The organism is Salipiger sp. PrR007 (assembly GCF_010499845.1).
Taxonomy (GTDB): Bacteria; Pseudomonadota; Alphaproteobacteria; order Rhodobacterales; family Rhodobacteraceae; genus Salipiger; species Salipiger pacificus_A.
This window is the reverse complement of sequence record NZ_JAAGOZ010000013.1, coordinates 96,356-113,726: the sequence shown is the minus strand read 5'-3', so window position 1 is coordinate 113,726 and position 17,371 is coordinate 96,356. Positions and strand designations below refer to the sequence as shown.

Annotated in this window: 17 protein-coding genes; 5 read left to right on the top strand and 12 right to left on the bottom strand. The window is 65.6% G+C overall.

Translation table 11 applies throughout. From position 1 onward, the window contains the following. Positions 1-3 precede the first annotated feature (3 nt). Both G0Q01_RS05115 and glyA read right to left on the bottom strand, forming a co-directional pair. On the bottom strand, positions 4-1,626 hold the full coding sequence (locus G0Q01_RS05115) for an MFS transporter (protein WP_164193867.1): 1,623 nt from the start codon (positions 1,624-1,626) through the stop codon (positions 4-6). Between the two features lie 220 nt (positions 1,627-1,846). Beyond that, a complete protein-coding gene (glyA, locus tag G0Q01_RS05110; RefSeq protein WP_164193864.1) occupies positions 1,847-3,142 on the bottom strand; it encodes a serine hydroxymethyltransferase in 1,296 nt (431 codons plus the stop codon). 184 nt (positions 3,143-3,326) lie between these two features. Between glyA and G0Q01_RS05105 the strand changes: the two genes are divergently transcribed. Continuing rightward, positions 3,327-4,088, top strand: coding sequence for an NAD kinase (locus G0Q01_RS05105; RefSeq protein WP_164193861.1), 762 nt, complete (start codon positions 3,327-3,329; stop codon positions 4,086-4,088). 326 nt (positions 4,089-4,414) lie between these two features. Beyond that, positions 4,415-4,798: a VOC family protein gene (locus tag G0Q01_RS05100; protein ID WP_164193859.1), complete on the top strand. Its 384-nt coding sequence runs from the start codon at positions 4,415-4,417 to the stop codon at positions 4,796-4,798. A 138-nt stretch (positions 4,799-4,936) separates the two neighbouring features. Here the strand turns inward: G0Q01_RS05100 and nqrF are convergent, their stop codons facing one another. The 6 genes from nqrF to G0Q01_RS05070 are packed head-to-tail and all read right to left on the bottom strand — an operon-like array spanning position 4,937 to position 10,791. Further along, entirely contained in the window at positions 4,937-6,160 is a 1,224-nt protein-coding gene (gene nqrF / locus G0Q01_RS05095; protein WP_108968159.1) for an NADH:ubiquinone reductase (Na(+)-transporting) subunit F, read from the bottom strand. Positions 6,161-6,180: 20 nt separating this feature from the next. Continuing rightward, the gene (gene nqrE, locus G0Q01_RS05090; RefSeq protein WP_092423013.1) at positions 6,181-6,789 is read right to left on the bottom strand and encodes an NADH:ubiquinone reductase (Na(+)-transporting) subunit E; all 609 of its coding nucleotides are present in this window, start codon (positions 6,787-6,789) and stop codon (positions 6,181-6,183) included. Next, the gene (locus G0Q01_RS05085; RefSeq protein WP_108968161.1) at positions 6,789-7,442 is read right to left on the bottom strand and encodes an NADH:ubiquinone reductase (Na(+)-transporting) subunit D; all 654 of its coding nucleotides are present in this window, start codon (positions 7,440-7,442) and stop codon (positions 6,789-6,791) included. Before G0Q01_RS05085 ends, nqrE begins: the two co-directional genes overlap by 1 nt. Continuing rightward, the gene (locus G0Q01_RS05080) at positions 7,442-8,251 is read right to left on the bottom strand and encodes a Na(+)-translocating NADH-quinone reductase subunit C (protein ID WP_164193853.1); all 810 of its coding nucleotides are present in this window, start codon (positions 8,249-8,251) and stop codon (positions 7,442-7,444) included. Before G0Q01_RS05080 ends, G0Q01_RS05085 begins: the two co-directional genes overlap by 1 nt. Next, complete coding sequence (locus G0Q01_RS05075) at positions 8,244-9,443, bottom strand: NADH:ubiquinone reductase (Na(+)-transporting) subunit B (protein ID WP_164193849.1); 1,200 nt, start codon at positions 9,441-9,443, stop codon at positions 8,244-8,246. Before G0Q01_RS05075 ends, G0Q01_RS05080 begins: the two co-directional genes overlap by 8 nt. A gap of 4 nt (positions 9,444-9,447) precedes the next feature. Next, positions 9,448-10,791, bottom strand: coding sequence for a Na(+)-translocating NADH-quinone reductase subunit A (locus G0Q01_RS05070; protein ID WP_164193846.1), 1,344 nt, complete (start codon positions 10,789-10,791; stop codon positions 9,448-9,450). A gap of 163 nt (positions 10,792-10,954) precedes the next feature. Between G0Q01_RS05070 and G0Q01_RS05065 the strand changes: the two genes are divergently transcribed. Continuing rightward, positions 10,955-11,983: an FAD:protein FMN transferase gene (locus G0Q01_RS05065; protein WP_235939640.1), complete on the top strand. Its 1,029-nt coding sequence runs from the start codon at positions 10,955-10,957 to the stop codon at positions 11,981-11,983. Between the two features lie 35 nt (positions 11,984-12,018). Next, entirely contained in the window at positions 12,019-12,267 is a 249-nt protein-coding gene (gene nqrM, locus G0Q01_RS05060) for a (Na+)-NQR maturation NqrM (protein WP_164193841.1), read from the top strand. A 97-nt stretch (positions 12,268-12,364) separates the two neighbouring features. Here the strand turns inward: nqrM and G0Q01_RS05055 are convergent, their stop codons facing one another. Beyond that, on the bottom strand, positions 12,365-12,547 hold the full coding sequence (locus G0Q01_RS05055) for a hypothetical protein (protein ID WP_164193838.1): 183 nt from the start codon (positions 12,545-12,547) through the stop codon (positions 12,365-12,367). Positions 12,548-12,628: 81 nt separating this feature from the next. Here G0Q01_RS05055 and G0Q01_RS05050 point away from each other — a divergent pair, with 81 nt between their 5' ends. After that, the gene (locus G0Q01_RS05050; protein ID WP_108968173.1) at positions 12,629-13,150 is read left to right on the top strand and encodes a CBS domain-containing protein; all 522 of its coding nucleotides are present in this window, start codon (positions 12,629-12,631) and stop codon (positions 13,148-13,150) included. An 82-nt stretch (positions 13,151-13,232) separates the two neighbouring features. On the opposite strand, the gene G0Q01_RS05045 is transcribed toward G0Q01_RS05050, so the two are convergent. From G0Q01_RS05045 to G0Q01_RS05035, 3 genes are read right to left on the bottom strand one after another with little or no spacing between them, the layout of a single operon-like run. Continuing rightward, positions 13,233-14,219, bottom strand: coding sequence for a bile acid:sodium symporter family protein (locus tag G0Q01_RS05045; protein WP_164193834.1), 987 nt, complete (start codon positions 14,217-14,219; stop codon positions 13,233-13,235). A 60-nt stretch (positions 14,220-14,279) separates the two neighbouring features. Beyond that, a complete protein-coding gene (locus G0Q01_RS05040; protein ID WP_164213053.1) occupies positions 14,280-15,869 on the bottom strand; it encodes a gamma-glutamyltransferase family protein in 1,590 nt (529 codons plus the stop codon). Beyond that, positions 15,853-17,370, bottom strand: a complete 1,518-nt coding sequence (locus G0Q01_RS05035) for a tripartite tricarboxylate transporter permease (protein ID WP_164193828.1) — start codon at positions 17,368-17,370, stop codon at positions 15,853-15,855. Before G0Q01_RS05035 ends, G0Q01_RS05040 begins: the two co-directional genes overlap by 17 nt. Position 17,371: the final 1 nt, after the last annotated feature.

Sequence of the window (17,371 nt, the reverse complement as noted above, 5' to 3'; positions counted from 1 at the left end):
CGATCAGAGGTTGAAGTCGTAGACCCCGCCCCGGCGGCGCGGGATCGACTGGCGCTCTATCATCCGACGGGTGTGCGGGCGCTCGGCCCCCCGGTGCAGCGCCATCAGCCGTTCGAAAGTGCCGCCGTCAGCCTTGGTGCGGCGAGTGTTGTGGCGGATGTATTCGACCCAGGTCGGCACGTGATAGGTCTCTTCCCAGATCCGCGGGTCCTCGAGGTCGCGCATCAGAACCCAGTTCTGCGCGCCGTCGCGGATCCGCACCCGCCGCCGCTCGGCCATGATGGCGAGGAACTGCGGCACGTCGTCCGGGTCGATCTCGAACTGCGTCACGGCGACGATGGGACCGCTGCGCAGCTTCAGGTCGAGCTGCAGCGCGGGCTCCTTGAACAGGTCGAGCGGCGAGAGGTCGAGGTCGCTGTACTCGGGCAGCGGCATCTTGAGCCCGACCAGCGCCGCCACCGCCAGCAGGCAGGCCGCGCCCCCGAGCGCCACGCCGAGGCCCCAGCCATCGGAGACCGAGCCCCAGACCCAGCTGCCCGCCGCCATGCCGCCGAAGCTGGCCGACTGGTAGAGCGCGATGGCCCGGCCCACCACCCAGCGCGGGGTCGAGAGCTGCACCGTCACGTTGAGCAGCGAGAGCGCCACCGTCCAGGCCATGCCGTTGAGCAGCAGCGCCGGAAGGCAGGCCCAGAGCGTCGGCGCCACCGCCAGGATCGCCGTGCCGACCATCGCGGCGACGGCGGCGAAGCGCACCAGGTGCTCGTTGTCGAAATGGTCCCGCAGCCGGGCATTGTTGAGCGCCCCGATCACCGCGCCGACGCCGAAGCAGCCCAGCATGATGCCGAAGGTCGAGGCGTCTCCGCCCAGCCTTTCGTGCGCCACCAGTGGCAGCAGCGAGAGCACCGCCACCGAGCCGAAGCCGAAGCCGAAGGCGCGGCCCATGACGTTCATCAGGTTTGGCGACATGGCAACATAGCGCAGCCCCGAGCCAACCGCGAAGCGCATGGGTTCGGGTGGCAGCTTGCTGTCGGGCGGTGGCGACTTCCACCGCCAGAGCACGGCGATCATCGGCAGGTAGCTGACGGCGTTGAGCGCGAAGGCCGCGGCGGCCCCTGCGGCCGCGACGATGATGCCGCCGATCGCCGGGCCGATCGAGCGCATGGCGTTGAACGCCATCGAATTGAGCGTCACCGCAGAGGGCAGGTCATTGCGCGGCACGATATCCCCAAGCGAGGCCTGCCACGACGGGTTGAAGAAGGTCGATCCGGTGCCGATCAGGAAGGTCAGCACCAGCAGCAACCAGGGCGTCAGCATATCGAGCCAGGCCAGCGCGCAGAGCAGCGAGGCCGAGGCCATCATGAAGAGCTGCGCCCCGATCATCACCCGGCGGCGGTCGAAATTGTCCGCGAGCGTCCCGGCAAAGACGGCAAAGAGCATGGTCGGCACCGTCACCCCCGCCTGCACCAGCGCGACCATGGCATCGCTGTCCGAGATCTGCGTCATCATCCAGCCTGCGCCGACCGACTGCACCAGCGTGCCAAGGTTCGAGGCCATGGAGGCGGTCCAGCGTGCCCGGAAGGCGGGGATGCGCAGGACGGTGAGGGGCGACGCGGATTTGGTGGGCATTTGGCTCGGGGGCTGGTCGCCGGCCCGTGGAAGCGACGGAAGCGAAAGGGCCTGCAGCCAAGGTAGAGCCGGTTTTCGCTGCGTCGCCAAGGGGGCGGCGGAAAAATAGATGCCGGGCGCATGTATTTGCCGAAGGGACCCGCCGGACGGTCCCGGGGAGTCGAACAAAAGAAAAGGGCGGGCCTTTGGCCCGCCCCTCGGTCTTTCGCCGAACCGAAGCTCAGAGCGTCGGGTAGATGGGGAAGTCCTTGAGGAACGCCTCGACCTCGGCCTTCACCTTGGCCTCGACCTCGGCATTGCCGTCCTCACCGTTGGCCGCCAGCCCGTCGACGACCTCGATGATCCAGTCGGCGATCTTGCGGAACTCGGCTTCCTTGAAGCCGCGCGTGGTGCCGGCGGGCGAGCCGAGGCGGATGCCCGAGGTCACGGTCGGCTTTTCCGGGTCGAACGGCACGCCGTTCTTGTTGCAGGTGATATGCGCGCGGCCGAGGGCTTTCTCGGTGGCGTTGCCCTTCACACCCTTGGGGCGTAGGTCGACCAGCACCACGTGGGTGTCGGTGCCATGGGTCACGGTGTCGAGCCCGCCCTTGATCAGCTGGTCCGACAGCGCCTGAGCGTTGGCGATGACCTGCTTGGCGTAATCCTTGAACTCGGGGCGCAGCGCCTCGCCGAAGGCCACGGCTTTGCCGGCGATGACATGCATCAGCGGGCCGCCCTGGATGCCGGGGAAGATCGCCGAGTTGACCTTCTTGGCGATGGTCTCGTCATTGGTCAGGATCATGCCGCCGCGCGGGCCGCGCAGGGTCTTGTGGGTGGTGGTGGTGGCCACATGCGCGTGCGGGAAGGGCGAGGGGTGCTCACCGCCGGCCACAAGGCCCGCGAAATGCGCCATGTCGACCATCAGGTAGGCGCCGACGCTGTCGGCGATCTCGCGCATCTTGGCGAAATCGATCTGGCGCGGAATGGCCGAGCCGCCAGCGACGATCAGCTTGGGCTTGTGCTCGTTGGCCAGCTCCTGAACCTGGTCGTAGTCCAGCAGGTTGTCCTGCTTGCGCACGCCGTATTGCACGGCGTTGAACCATTTGCCCGACTGGTTGGGCTTGGCGCCATGGGTCAGGTGACCACCCGCGTCGAGGCTCATGCCGAGGATCGTGTCGCCGGGCTGGATCAGCGCCTGATAGACACCCTGGTTGGCCTGGGAGCCGGAGTTCGGCTGCACGTTGGCAAACTCGCAGCCGAAGAGCTGCTTGGCGCGGTCGATGGCGAGGTTCTCGGCCACGTCGACCCAGTCACAGCCGCCGTAGTAGCGCTTGCCCGGGTAGCCTTCGGCATATTTGTTGGTCATCACCGAGCCCTGCGCCTGCATGACGGCGCGCGAGACGATGTTCTCGGAGGCGATCAGCTCGATCTCGTCGCGCTGGCGGCCAAGCTCGCCGGTGATGGACGCGAAGAGTTCGGGATCGCGGGAGGAAAGCTCTTCGGTGAAAAAGCCGGTGTCGCTGGGCGCGGCGGTCATGGGCAGTCTCCGGGGGTCAAGGATTCGAGTTCCGGCGCCTGAGTACTTGAAAGCGCGCGTAACGCAAAGATGTCAAAGCGACAGCTTGCGTTTCTCCACCGGCGTCTCTGGCGGCGGAGGAAAACTTGTGGTTGTTTCGGAACATCCCGGACGGGACAGGAAACCGCAGGACCACCACGACCGCATGTCACTGAGAATTGCCTTTTGCGCCTCGCGCGCGCCGATCGCCCAGGCGGCCCATGCCGCGCTGTCGCGCCGCTACGGCGACCATGCCGAGCGCGGCGCCGACGTGATCGTGGCGCTCGGGGGGGACGGCTTCATGCTGCAGACCCTGCACCGCACGCAGGAGCTGAACGTGCCTGTCTACGGCATGAACCGGGGCACCGTCGGCTTCCTGATGAACGCCTATTCCGAGCACCGGCTCGAGGAACGGCTGGAAGAGGCCGAGGAGGCCGTGATCACGCCGCTGGCGATGTCGGCCACAACCGTGGACGGCGCGGTCCATGAGGCACTGGCAATCAACGAGGTCTCGCTGCTCCGCACCGGACCGCAGGCGGCCCGGCTGGCGATCCACGTGGACGGAAAGCTGCGCCTCCCCGAGCTGGTCTGCGACGGCGCGCTGCTGGCCACCCCCGCCGGTTCGACCGCCTACAACTACTCGGCGCACGGGCCGATCCTGCCCATCGGCTCCGAGGTGCTTGCGCTGACCGCCGTGGCCGCCTTCCGCCCGCGGCGCTGGCGCGGGGCGCTGCTGCCCAAGGCGGCAGAAGTCAGCTTCGAAGTGCTCGAACACGAGAAGCGCCCGGTGATGGCAGAGGCGGACAGCGAGTCGGTGCGCGATGTGGTGCGGGTCGACATCCGCTCGGCCCCCGATGTGGCCCACCGGGTGATGTTCGACCCCGGCCACGGGCTGGAAGAACGGCTGATCCGCGAGCAGTTCGTCTAGGAGGGCGAGCCGCTCAGGCCAGGCCGTCCAGTGGCACCTGCGCGTGCAGCTGTTCGACCCCCGGCCAACCGCTGGGCGTCATCCCCCGTGCCGGTGGCGACATTGCTCAGGCTACGCGCAAGGCCGACAGCGTGAGATTGCCGAACGGCGCCGGCAGGCTCTGTGGCGGGCGGGATGGGCTCGACACGGTCATGGCGGACCTCCTTTGCGCAAGAGGCTGCGCCGCGAAACTGAACGGAAGGTAAACCTCTCTCACCGGGATGTTTCGCATTGGACCAACCTGCCCGCCGCGGCATAAGAAAAGCTGGATCATCAGGAGACCGCCCATGCTGCAAGGCTTGCACCACGTGGCGCTGATCTGCGGCGACTATGCCCGCAGCCGCGCTTTCTACGTCGATCTTCTGGGACTCACCGTGATCGCCGAGACCCACCGCGCCGAGCGCGGCAGTTGGAAGCTCGACCTTGCCGTGCCGGGCGGCGGTCAGCTGGAACTGTTCAGCTTCCCCGAGCCGCCCGACCGCCCCTCGCGGCCCGAGGCCAAGGGGCTCCGCCATCTGGCGTTTCGCGTCGCGGACATGGACGAGGCCGTGCGCTGGCTGGAGGACGAGGGCATCGCGGTCGAGCCGGTGCGGGTCGACACGCTGACCGGCAAGCGCTTCACCTTCTTCGCTGATCCCGACGGGTTGCCGCTGGAGCTCTACGAGAGCTGAGAGCGCCGGAGGAGCGCAGCCCGCAAGCTGCGCACCGCGAAACCCACCGCGACACCCAAGGGGCGCTGCGGCGGTCATCCCCCCGAAACGCAAAAAAAGGGGGGCCGAAGCCCCCCTTTTCCAATCCTGCCGTCCGGCTCAACCGCCGAAGTCGTCGAGCATGATGTCCTCGCGGTCGACGCCCAGATCCAGCAGCATGTTGATCACCGACTGGTTCATGATGGGCGGGCCGCACATGTAGAACTCGCAGTCCTCGGGGTTCGGGTGGTTCTTCAGATACTCTTCGTAGAGCACGTTGTGGATGAAGCCGGTGTAGCCCTTCCACTCGTCCTCGGGCAGCGCGTCCGACAGGGCGACGTGCCATTCGAAGTTGTCGAACTCCTTGGCCAGCTCGTCGAAGTCCTCGACGAAGAACATCTCGCGCTTGGAGCGCGCGCCGTACCAGAAGGTGATCTTCCGGTCGCGGTTCTCGAGCCGCTTGAGCTGGTCGAAGATGTGCGAGCGCATCGGGGCCATGCCCGCGCCGCCGCCGATGAAGACCATTTCCTTCTTGGTGTCGCGGGCGAAGAACTCGCCGAACGGACCGGAAATGGTGACCTTGTCGCCGGGTTTGAGGTTGAAGATGTAGGAAGACATCTTCCCGGCCGGAATGCCGGTGGAGCCCGGCGGCGGCGAGGCGACGCGGACGTTGAGCATGATCACCCCTTTTTCATCGGGGTAGTTGGCCATCGAATAGGCCCGCTCGATCGGCTCGTCGACGGTGGACTCGTACTGCCAGAGGTTAAACTTGTCCCAATCCGGGCGATACTCCTCGGCGATGTCGAAGTCCTTGTAGGACAGCTTGTGCGCCGGCGCCTCGATCTGGATGTAGCCACCAGCGCGGAAGTTGACGTCCTCGCCTTCGGGCAGTTCCAGCACGAGGTTCTTGATGAAGGTCGCGACGTTCTCGTTGGAACGCACGGTGCATTCCCACTTCTTGACGCCGAAGACCTCTTCGGGGACCTCGATCTCCATGTCCTGCTTGACCGCGACCTGACAGGACAGGCGGTCGCCGCAGGCGGCTTCGCGCTTGGTGATGTGGCTCTCTTCGGTGGGCAGGATCGACCCACCACCCGAATGCACCCGCACCCGGCACTGCGCGCAGGTACCGCCGCCACCGCAGGCGGAGGGGACGAAGAGCTTCTGGCCGGCGAGGGTCTGCAGCAGCTTGCCGCCCGCAGGGACCGAGATGGTCTTCTCGCCGTTGATGGTGATGTTGACGTTGCCCGTCGACACCAGCCGCGAGCGCGCGAGCAGGATGACGGTCACCAGCGCGATCACGATCAGGGTGAAGAGGATGACGCCGAGGCTGAAAGTTTCCATGTGTTCCTAGTCCTCCTGCCTCAGAGTTTCACGCCGCTGAAGGACATGAAGGCCATGGCCATCAGGCCCGCGGTGATGAAGGTGATGCCGAGACCCTGAAGCCCGTCGGGAATGTCCGAGTACTTCAGCTTCTCGCGCACACCGGCCATCGCGGTGATCGCCAGCGCCCAGCCAAAGCCGGACGACACGCCGTAGGTGAGGCTTTCGGCAAAGTCGTAGTTCCGTTCCACCATGAACAGCGAGCCACCGAGGATGGCGCAGTTCACGGTGATCAGCGGCAGGTAAACGCCGAGCGCGTTGTAGAGCGGCGGGAAGTACTTATCGAGCACCATCTCGAGGATCTGCACCAGCGCGGCGATCACCCCGATATAGGAGATCAGGCCAAGGAAGGTCAGGTCGATGTCCGGAAAGCCTGCCCAGGCCAGCGCGCCGGGCGCCAGCAGGTAGCTCAGGATCAGGTTGTTCGCCGGAACGGTGATCGCCTGCACGACCATCACCGAAACGCCGAGACCAATGGCGGTCGAGATCTTCTTCGACACGGCGATGAACGTACACATCCCCAGGAAGAAGGACAGGGCGAGGTTCTCGACGAAGACCGCCTTGACCGCGAGAGAGATGAGACCTTCCATCAGTGCGCCTCCACGCTCTGGATCTTGTAGTCACGCTCTTCGACTTGACCCGGCTTCCAGGTGCGGATCGCCCAGATCAGCAGGCCGATGACGAAGAAAGCCGAGGGCGGCAGCAGCAGCAGGCCGTTCGGCACGTACCATCCGCCGTTGTTCACCGTCGGCAGGATGGTGATGCCGAAGAGCGAGCCCGAGCCGAAAAGCTCACGGATCACGCCGACGACCATCAGGATCAGACCGTAGCCCGCGCCGTTGCCGATGCCGTCGACGAAGCTCGCCACCGGCGGGTTGCTCATGGCGAAGGCCTCGGCGCGGCCCATCACGATGCAATTGGTGATGATCAGGCCGACGAAGACCGACAGGGTCTTGGAGGTCTCGTAGGCATAGGCTTTGAGCAGCTGGTCCACCACGATCACCAGCGAGGCGATGATGACCATCTGCACGATGATCCGGATCGAGCTGGGGATCTGATTGCGCAGCATCGAGATGAACATCGACGAGAAGGCGGTCACGAAGGTCACCGCGATGGCCATCACCAGCGCCACCTTCAGCGAGGAGGTCACCGCGAGGGCCGAACAGATGCCCAGCACCTGCAGGGTGATCGGGTTGTTGTCGATCAGCGGATCGACGAGCTGCGATTTGCGGGTCTGGGCCATCAGATCTCTCCTGCCTTAAGCCGCTCGAGGAACGGGCCGTAGCCCTGCTCCCCCATCCAGAAGCGGACAAGGTTGTCGACACCGCGCGAGGTCAGGGTCGCCCCGGCCAGCGCGTCAATATAGTAGTCCTGGCCGGCAGCCGGCGGCTGCTTGGCAACGGTGATCTGCAACGTGCCATCTTCGTCACGCAGCTTCTTGCCGTTCCAGAGCGCCTTCCACCGCGGGTTGTCGACCTCGGCGCCGAGGCCGGGGGTCTCGCCCTGCTGGTAGAACTGCAGGCCATAGATGTCGTTGCCGTTCTCTTCCAGCGCGATGAACCCGTAGAGCGTCGACCACAGGCCGTAGCCCTCGATCGGCAGCACCACCTTGTCAATGGCGCCCGCATCGTCGCGCAGGATGTAGACCATCTGGAAGATCTGCTGCTTGCCGCCAAGGCCCGCAGGATCCTCGTCGAGCGCGCGCACCAGCGCCGGATCGCCCGAGGTCGCGAGTTCCTCGAAGGTGTCGATCTCATACTGGTCGGTGAACTCGCCGGTGGCCAGTTCCAGCACGTGCGGCTCGAAATCGCTGAAGGCCTCAGCGATGTTCATACCCGGCTCGTAGACGCCAGCGACCTCCAGGACGTTGCGCTGCTTGTCGCGCAGGCGGTTCAGGTCCTGAACCGGGCGCAGCGACACGGCCGCCGCCGACACCACCATCGAGGCGACGAGGCAGAGCACCACCGCCACTGTCACCGTCTTGGCGGTGGAATCCGGCGGCATGTCGAGGAAGCGGCGGATGACGCCCTTGCTTGCGTTGGTGTCAGACATTGCGCTTGGCCCTCCGCTTGATGTTGGCCTGGACGACGAAATAGTCGATCAGCGGCGCGAAGACGTTGCCGAAGAGGATCGCAAGCATCATGCCCTCGGGGAAGGCCGGGTTGATGACACGGATCATCACGACCATGAAACCGATCAGCGCGCCGTAGATGTAGCGGCCCATGTTGGTGTGCGAGGCAGACACCGGCTCGGTGACCATGAACACGAGGCCAAAAGCGTAGCCGCCGACCACCAGATGCCAGTACCAGGGCATGGCGAACATCGGGTTGCTGTCGGAACCGATCACGTTCAGCAGCGACGAAAAGGCGATCATCCCTGCAAGACAGCCGACAATCAGGCGCCAGTTGGCGATCTTCGTGGCGAGCAGGAAGGCGAGGCCGATGAGACACGCGATGGTCGAGGTCTCGCCGAAGGAGCCCTGGATCGTTCCGACGAAGGCGTCCATCCAGCTGATGCCATGCGCGGGCAGCGAGGTGACGCCGTCGCTGGCGCTGACCGACAGCGCGGTCGCGCCGGAGAAGCCGTCGACCGGCGTCCAGACGCGGTCACCGGACATCTGCGCCGGATAGGCGAAGTAGAGGAACGCCCGCCCGACCAGAGCCGGGTTGAGGAAGTTCTTGCCGGTGCCGCCAAAGACTTCCTTGCCGATCACCACGCCGAAGATGATGCCGAGCGCGACCTGCCACAGCGGCGCCGAGGCGGGCATGATCAGCGTGTAGAGCATCGAGGTCACGAGGAAGCCCTCGTTCACCTCGTGGCCCCGGACCACGGCAAAGATCACCTCGAAGATGCCGCCCGCGATCAGCGTCACGATGTAGATCGGCAGGAAATAGAGCAGCCCGTGCAGGATGTTCGCCAGAGGGTTGGCCGGGTTGAACCCGATGCCGAGCGCGTCGATGATCGCCGCGCGCCAGCCCGAGGCACCATATTCGGCGATCGCCATATTGGTCTGCAGGCCGGTGTTGTACATGCCGAAGAGGATGCAGGGGATCGTCGCGATGACCACATAGGTCATGATCCGCTTCATATCGATGTACGAGCGGGCGTGCGGCGCGACGGTGGTCACCGTCTTGGGCGTGTAGATGAAGCTCTCCACCATCTCGTAGACGGGGAAATATTTCTCGAACCTACCGCCCTTCAGGAATTGGGGCTCGATCCGATCGAAGAAACTGCGCAGACCCAAGGTCTTAGCCCTCCTTTTCGATCTTGCTGAGGCTGTCGCGAAGGGCGATGCCGTATTCGTATTTGGCGGGGCAAGCAAAGCCCACGAGACCGAGGTCTTCCTCGTCCAGCTCCAGCGCACCCAGTGCCTGCGCCGTGTCGGTGTCCATCACCAGCAGCGCGCGCAGCAGCTGCGTCGGCAGGAAATCCTGCGGCATCAGCTGTTCGAACGTGCCGATCGGCACCATGGCGCGGCGACCGCCGTTGAGGTTCGAGGTCAGCGCATAGAGCTTCTTGGTGAAGGCCGAGCCGAGCACCGGCTGCACGGCGAACTTGCCGGGCATCGGGCGGATCCAGCCCATCGGGATCTGCTTGTGATCTTCCTCGATCAGCGTGATCTGCCGCGCGTAGCGGCCAAGGAAGGCATCCGGTCCCGCGCCCATACGGCCGCTGAGGATCGAGCCGGAGATCACCCGCACCGGGACCGAACCGTTCAAGTCCTCGGCGCAAAGCTCCAGCATCGAGGCCCCTGCGAGCGTGCGCACCAGTCGCGGACGGCTGCACATCGGGCCGGACAGGGCGATGATGCGCGACCCGTCGACACGGCCGGTCTCGAGCAGCTTCCCGATGGCGATCACGTCGTGGTAGCCGATGCTCCACACGGTCTTGGAGGACGAGGGCGGCTCGAGGAAATGCATGTGCGTGCCGGCAAGTCCCGCCGGATGCGGGCCGGAGAAGCCCGCGGCGGTGATGCCGGGCAGGTCCGCGCCGGGGACATTCGCGCCGATTTCCTGGCACAGGTAGACATTGCCCTCGGTCAGCAGCGGCAGCGCCTGCAGGCCACGGGCAAAGGCATCGGCATCCTCGGCGATGATCGTCGCGGCATCAGCGCTGAGCGGCTCGCTGTCCATTGCGGTGACAAAGATGGCCGCGGGACGGGCGTCGGCGGCGGGCACCTTCGAGTAGGGACGGGTTCGGAACGAGGTCCAGAGACCGGCGGCGCAGAGCTTCTCGGCCAGACCTTCGCCGGTGGTGGCGTCGCCGACGGCAGAGAAGTCCACCGGGTCCGCAGCACTGGGATCGACCTCGATCTCGACCGAGATCAGCACCCGGCGGGCGCCACGGTTGATCGCCTTGATTCGGCCTGAAACCGGTGCGGTCACCTGCACCTCGGGCGTGTCCTTATGGGCCAGAATCGGCGCGCCGGCGGCGATCACATCGCCCTCCTGAACCGCCAGTCTCGGCTTCAAGCCGATGTAATCCTGCCCCAGAACTGCAACGGTCCGGACCGCTGCACCGTCTTCGATTCCGCCTTCGGGTGTCCCCAGCACCGGGACATCGAGACCTTTTCTCAACGTATATTGCTGCACGTCGCTTCGTCCTGTCCATTTTCCGGCAGCCTTATGCGCCGCAACGCCGCAGTTTGGAAGGGTTCGACGAGAAAGTTTCCAATTTAATGTTGAATCACCCGCCAAAACGGCTCAGAAGCCCTTTGTCTCATCGTCGACCCTACAGCTCTTGCGGAGATACCGGATGAACCCTCTTACCTTTTCTCGCCGTAGCTTCCTCGTGATGCCCTTTGCACTGGCAGCTTGCAAGAAAGGGTGGTCCGTCCTGGAGCTCACCGGGCTGACCATGGGCACGAGCTACTCGATTGCCGCCGTCGATCACACCAACAAGATCGACAAGGCCGACCTGCAGAAGGCCGTGGACACCAGCCTAGCACAGGTGAACGCGCAGATGTCGAACTGGGATGCCAGCTCGGAGATCTCGCGCTTCAACGCCGCCGGTGCCACCGATCACTTCACCGTCTCGCCCGAGGTTGCGCATGTGATGGCCGCCGCGCATGAGATCAACGCAGCCACCGACGGCCGCTTCGATGTCACCGTGGGCCCGCTGATCGACCTCTGGGGCTTCGGCGCCGGCAAGACCCGCAGCGACATGCCTTCCGAGGCCGAGATCGCGCAGGCGTTGGCCTGCTGCGGCCAGTCGCAGTCGGTCGGCGTCAGTGACCGCGCGCTGCAGAAGATGCGCCCCGAGGCAGAGGTGTACCTCTCGGCCATCGGCAAGGGCTTCGGCATCGACCAGGTGGCCCGCACGCTCGCCAGCTTCGGCATCACCGACTACATGGTCGAGGTCGGCGGCGATCTCTACACCGCGGGCAAGAACCCCGATGGCCAGCCCTGGCACATCGGCATCGAGACGCCCGAAGCCTTCAACCGCGGCGTCCAGCAGGTCGTGGCGGTGTCGGATATGGGCATGGCGACCTCGGGCGACTATCGCAACTTCTTCGACTACGAAGGCAAGCGCTACTCGCACATCATCGACGCCACCACCGGCCGTCCGGTCACCCACAACACCGCCTCGGTGACCGTGATGACCGACAACGCCATGCTGGCCGACGCCTGGGCGACCGCCCTGCTGGTGATGGGCCGCGAGCGCGGTCTCGAGATCGCAAATCAGCGTGATATGGCCGCCCTGTTCATTGATCGCTCGGGCAAGGCGGGTGACAAGGGCTTCGAGATCACCGCCAGCGACCGCTTCACCGCGCTGCAGGCCTGATCGCCCACCGCCGCACCCGCTGAAAGGGGGACGCCATGTCGACCTTCATTCTTGCTTTCGGACTTCTGATGATCGTGATGCTGGGCATGGCGCTCGGCGTCATTCTCAACGGTCGCACGATCAAGGGCAGCTGCGGCGGGCTCAACGCAATCGCCGGGGCCGATCACTGTGTGGTCTGCAAGCAAGAGATCGATCCAGACAGCCCGCTTCGCGACCGTCTGCACTGCCCCAAGGCACGCAAGATGCTCGAGGAGATGGAGCACGAGGAACGCGCGGCGACCTGAGCAGCAAGCACCTTCGAAACAGAAAACGCCGGCCCTAGGGCCGGCGTTTTCTTTAGGACCCGCGCCGCATCGCTCGGCCACAAGGAAATCTGGGGCGTCAGCCCCCGGTCAGCGGCGTCAGCCCCAGCACCAACAGAGCCGCCCCGGCGATCAGTCCGAACACCCAGAGCTGCCAGCGCGGGCCCTCGGCCTTCCACACGCTGCGGTAGCGATAGCCGGCAAGGCAGGCGATCACGAAGAGCACCGTGGCGCTGGCGGGGGTCAGCGTAAGCTCGGGCAAGATTCAGACCTCTCGGCTGGATTTCGTTTACTCGTGCGCTGATTGCACTAACCTGAAAGAGGTTCAAGGGAAGGTAACGCCATGCCAGCTTCATACAAACCTCATACCCGCGAAGACGACGAGCACGCACGCAGCCACAGCCAGACCGTCGAGACCAACCTGTCTGCCGCCGAGGCAACGGTTCAGCACGTGCTGAACAGCAAAAACAGCGAGCTGTACTGGATCCAGCCTCAGCAAACCATCGGCACGGCTGTCGAGGTGCTGCGCGACCAGCGCATCGGCGCGCTGCTGGTAAAAAGTCCGCAGGGCGAGCTGGTCGGGATCCTCTCGGAGCGCGACATCGTGCGCCGCCTCGCCGATACCCCGGGTCGCACCCTGCCGCAGACTGTTGCCGAACTGATGACCACCGAGCTCGAGACATGTACCCCCGACGAGACGCTGGTGCGGATCCTGCGCCGGATGACCGACGGGCGTTTCCGCCACATGCCCGTGCTCGATGGCGATGATCTGATCGGCATGATTTCGATCGGTGACGTTGTGAACTACCGGTTGACCGCGCTGGAATACGAGGCGCTGAAGCTAAAGCAGCTCATCGTCGGCTGAAGCCGACTGGCCAGATGAAAAGGGCCGCGTCCCCGGCGGACGCGGCCCTCTTGTTTTCCGCCGGAGTCTTCTGACAGCGCGCTCAGCTCGCCGGCACCGCCTCGGCCTGTTCGCGCCGCGCCGCCTTCTGCGAGACGAAGGCGCAGACCAGAAGCTGGCTCATGTGGTAGATCATAACCGGCAGCACGATCGCCCCGACCTGATCGGCGGCAAAGAGCGCCGTCGCGATCGGCAGACCCGAGGCGAGACTCTTGGTCGAGCCGCAGTAGAACAGCACCGCCCGGTCCGGGTACGGCAGGCCGAAGAGCTTGCCGGCCCCCACCATCAGCAGCATGGCGATGGCGAGGAAGACCAGCACCACCAGCACCAGCATGATCAGGCTCGCCGTGGGAATCCTCTGCCACAGGCCCGAGACCGTGCCCGCGCTGAAGGCCGAGTAGACGATGAGCAGGATCGAGCCGCGGTCGACCACCATGGTCAGCAACTTGTGCCGCTTCACGAAATCCCCGACCCAGGGCCGGACCAGCTGGCCGACGACGAAGGGCAACAGGATCTGCGTGCCGATCTTGACGATTGAATCGAAGCTCACCCCGCCGTCGCCCTGGTGCAGCATCAGCGCCACGAGGGCGGGGGTCAGCGCCACCCCGACGATGTTCGACAGCGAGGCGGCGCAGATCGCCGCGGGCACGTTGCCCCCGGCGATCGAGGTGAAGGCGATCGAGGATTGCACCGTCGAGGGCAGCACCGCCAGGAACAGCAGCCCCAGGGTGACCGTGGCGCCCAGGGCCGGCGAAAACACCCACGCCAGCAACAGGCCGACCAGCGGAAACATCGCGTAGGTGGCGGCAAACGTCAGGCCCTGCAGCCGCCAGTTCAGCAGCCCCGCCCGCACCGACGACGGGTCGAGCTTTGCCCCGTAGAGGAAGAACAGCAGCGCGACGGCCCAGAAGGTGACGTGCTTCAACCCTGCCGCCGCGATGCCTTGTGCGGGCAGCAACAGGCCAAGGCAGACCGTGGCGATGAGCAACAGCATGTAAGTGTCGATGCCGATACGTTTGAGATACTTCATCTCGTCTCCTGCTCTTTCCTGTCCGGCGCGCGCGCCGCTCCCCCGTGGTGTGGGCGGGCTTCAGAACCCCGCGGCCTGCCCATCCTTACGCGGATCCGAGCCTGCCGCAAACCCGCCTTCCGGCAGGCGATGCACAAGCTGCGCGCCACCGAAGCCAAAGGCATTGTCCGGCGCCTCGACCTGCACCTGGTGACCGAGCGCTTTCAGACCGTCCAGCAGCTCGGGCGCCATGCTCGGCTCGCAGGCCACGTCGAGCCCCTTGATCATTCGCCAGCGCGGCGCGTCGGCGGCGGTCTGCACGTCCTGATCCCAAAGCTCGGTGCGCAGCAGAAGCTGCATGTGGCCCTGTGCCTGGATCGGCCCGCCCATCATGCCGAAGGCCATGAGCGGCTGACCGTTCTTCATGGCAAAGCCCGGAATGATCGTGTGGAAGGGGCGCTTGCCCCCCGCCACGCGGTTCGGGTGCCCCTCTTTGGTGGTGAAGCCGAAACCGCGGTTCTGCATCGACACGCCGGTGCCGGGCACAACCACGCCCGAGCCGAAGCCCGCGTAGTTCGACTGGATGAAGCTCACCATCATTCCCGAGGCATCGCCCACGTTCAGCAGCACCGTGCCGCCGCGCTTGGGCGCGCCGGGGCCGAAGTCCTGCGCCTTGTCCTCGGCAATGAGCGCCGCGCGGGACTCGAGGTACTCGGGGTCAAGCAGCGCGGTCTCGTCGACCTCGGTCATGTGAGCGCGGTCGGCAACAAAGGCGTGAAGGTCCGCATAGGCCAGCTTGATCGCCTCGATCTGCAAATGCACCGCGGTCAAATCGTCCGGGCCATGGTCGCGAATGGACGTGTGCTGCAGCATTCCGAGCGCCATGAGCGCCGCAATCCCCTGCCCGTTCGGCGGGATCTCGTGCAGTTCGACGTCGTCGAAGGACTGGCTCACGGTGCCGCACCAGTCGGGCTTCTGCGCCTTTAGATCTTCCATCGTCATCGCGCCGCCGTTGGCCTGCGAGAAGGCGATGATTTCCTCGGCGATCTCACCCTCGTAAAAGGCGCGGCCCTTGGTGTCGGCAATCGCCCGCAGGGTGCGCGCCGCGCCGGGGTTGCGGAAGCGCTCGCCCGCCTTGGGCGCGCGTCCACCGGGCAGGAAGGTCTCGGCAAAGCCCGGCTGTTTGCCCAAAGTCTCGGCCCCTTTGGCCCAGAGCGTGGCGATCACCGGCGAGACGATGAACCCCTCTTCCGCGTAGCGGATGGCGGGCGCCAGCACCGTCGCCAGCCCCAGCTTGCCGAAGCGCTCCGACAGCTCGACCCAGGCGCTGACGGCGCCCGGCACGGTCACGCTGTCCCAGCCGTGCTGCGGCATCCCATCGGGGAAGCGTTCGGGCGACCAGGCCGCGGGCGCGCGGCCCGAGGCGTTGAGCCCATGCAGCTGCTTGCCATCCCACAGGATGCAGAAGGCATCCGAGCCAAGCCCGTTGCCGGTGGGCTCGACCACGGTCAGCGCCGCGGCGGTGGCAATCGCGGCATCCACCGCGTTGCCGCCCTGCTGCAGGATGGTCAGCCCGGCCTGCGTGGCCAGCGGCTGCGAGGTTGCCACGACGTTTTCCGCCAGAACAGGCGAACGGCGCGACGGGTAGACGGGATCATGACGCAGGCGCATCGGTACTCCTCCCGGAAGTCTTGCGGTGTTTCAGGTGGCTGCGGATCGCCCAGGCGATCGAGAGCACAGCCGCGATAAGGAAGATGAGGCTGATCGGGCGGGTGAAGAAGAGCGACGGATCGGCATCGGTCATCAGCGCCCGGCGCAGGTTGGTCTCGGCGATCGGTCCGAGGATGACACCCAGCACCAACGGCGCCAGAGAATAACCGAGCGCGCGCAGAGCGTAGCCCGCCACACCGATGAAACCGAGCAGGTAGAGATCGGTCACCCGGTTGTTCAGCGCAAAGGAGCCGACGACGCAGCAGACCATGACCACCGGCACGATCAGCCATTTCGGCACCTCGGCGACGCGCAGGAACAGGCGCATCGACAGCACCGAGACCAGCAGCATCATCAGCGAGGCGACGGCCATGGCGATGAACATGCCGTAGACCAGATCGGCATGATCCATGATCAACCGCGGGCCCACGGAAATGCCATGCACCATCAGAGAGGCCATGAGGATCGCGTCCACCGCCGAGCCCGGAATGCCGAGGCCGATGAGCGGGATGAGACCGCCGCCGGCAGTGGCCGAGTTGCCCGCCTCCGAGGCGACGACCCCATCTGGGTTGCCCTTGCCGAAGCTCTCGGGGTCCTTGGAGTTGCGCTTGGCCTGATCGTAGGCGACGAGGTTGGCGATCGAGCCCCCTGCACCCGGCAGCGCGCCGATCAGCACGCCGACGATGGACGAGCGGATCAGGTTCACCGGGCGCATCAGCACCTCTTTCATCACCTTCCAGGTCTGGAAGTCGATGGCGCCGGTCACCAGCGCATTGCCCGACCGCACGGATTTCGCGTCCTCGACCTCGGACGTGAGCTGCGAGATCGCGAAGATGCCGATCAGCACCACGAGGAAGGGCAGGCCGGTCTGCAGCATCTCGATGCCGAAGTCGAAGCGCGGCCGGCCCATGATCGGATCGGTGCCAACGGTCGAGATGGCAAGCCCGATGAGACCCGCCAGCATACCGCGAATGACGCTGTCGCCCACCAGCGAGGCCACGATGGTCAGCGCGAAGACGATCAGCGAGAAATACTCCCACGGCCCGAGCTTCACCGCGAACATCGCCAGCGGCGGCGCGGCGACGATCAGCACCAGGGTCGAGATGATTGTGCCGAAGAACGAGGCCCAGACGCCGAGCGACAGCGCCCGTCCGGGCTCGCCGCGGCGCGCCATGGGGAAGGCGTCAAAGGTGGTGGCGACCGACGACGGCGTGCCGGGAATACCCAGCAGCGCGGCCGAGATCAGCCCGCCGGTGTAGCCGCCGACGTAGACAGACAGCATCACCGCGATGCCCTGCAGCGGCTCCATGGTGAAGGTCAGCGGCAGCGTCAGCACGATGGCCATGGTGACGGTGAAGCCGGGGATCGCGGCGGCGACGATGCCGGCGATCGAGCCCGCGAGCATGTAGATCAGCGTGGCGAGCGTGAAGATCTGCGCCGCGCCGGAAAGGAAGCTGTCCATG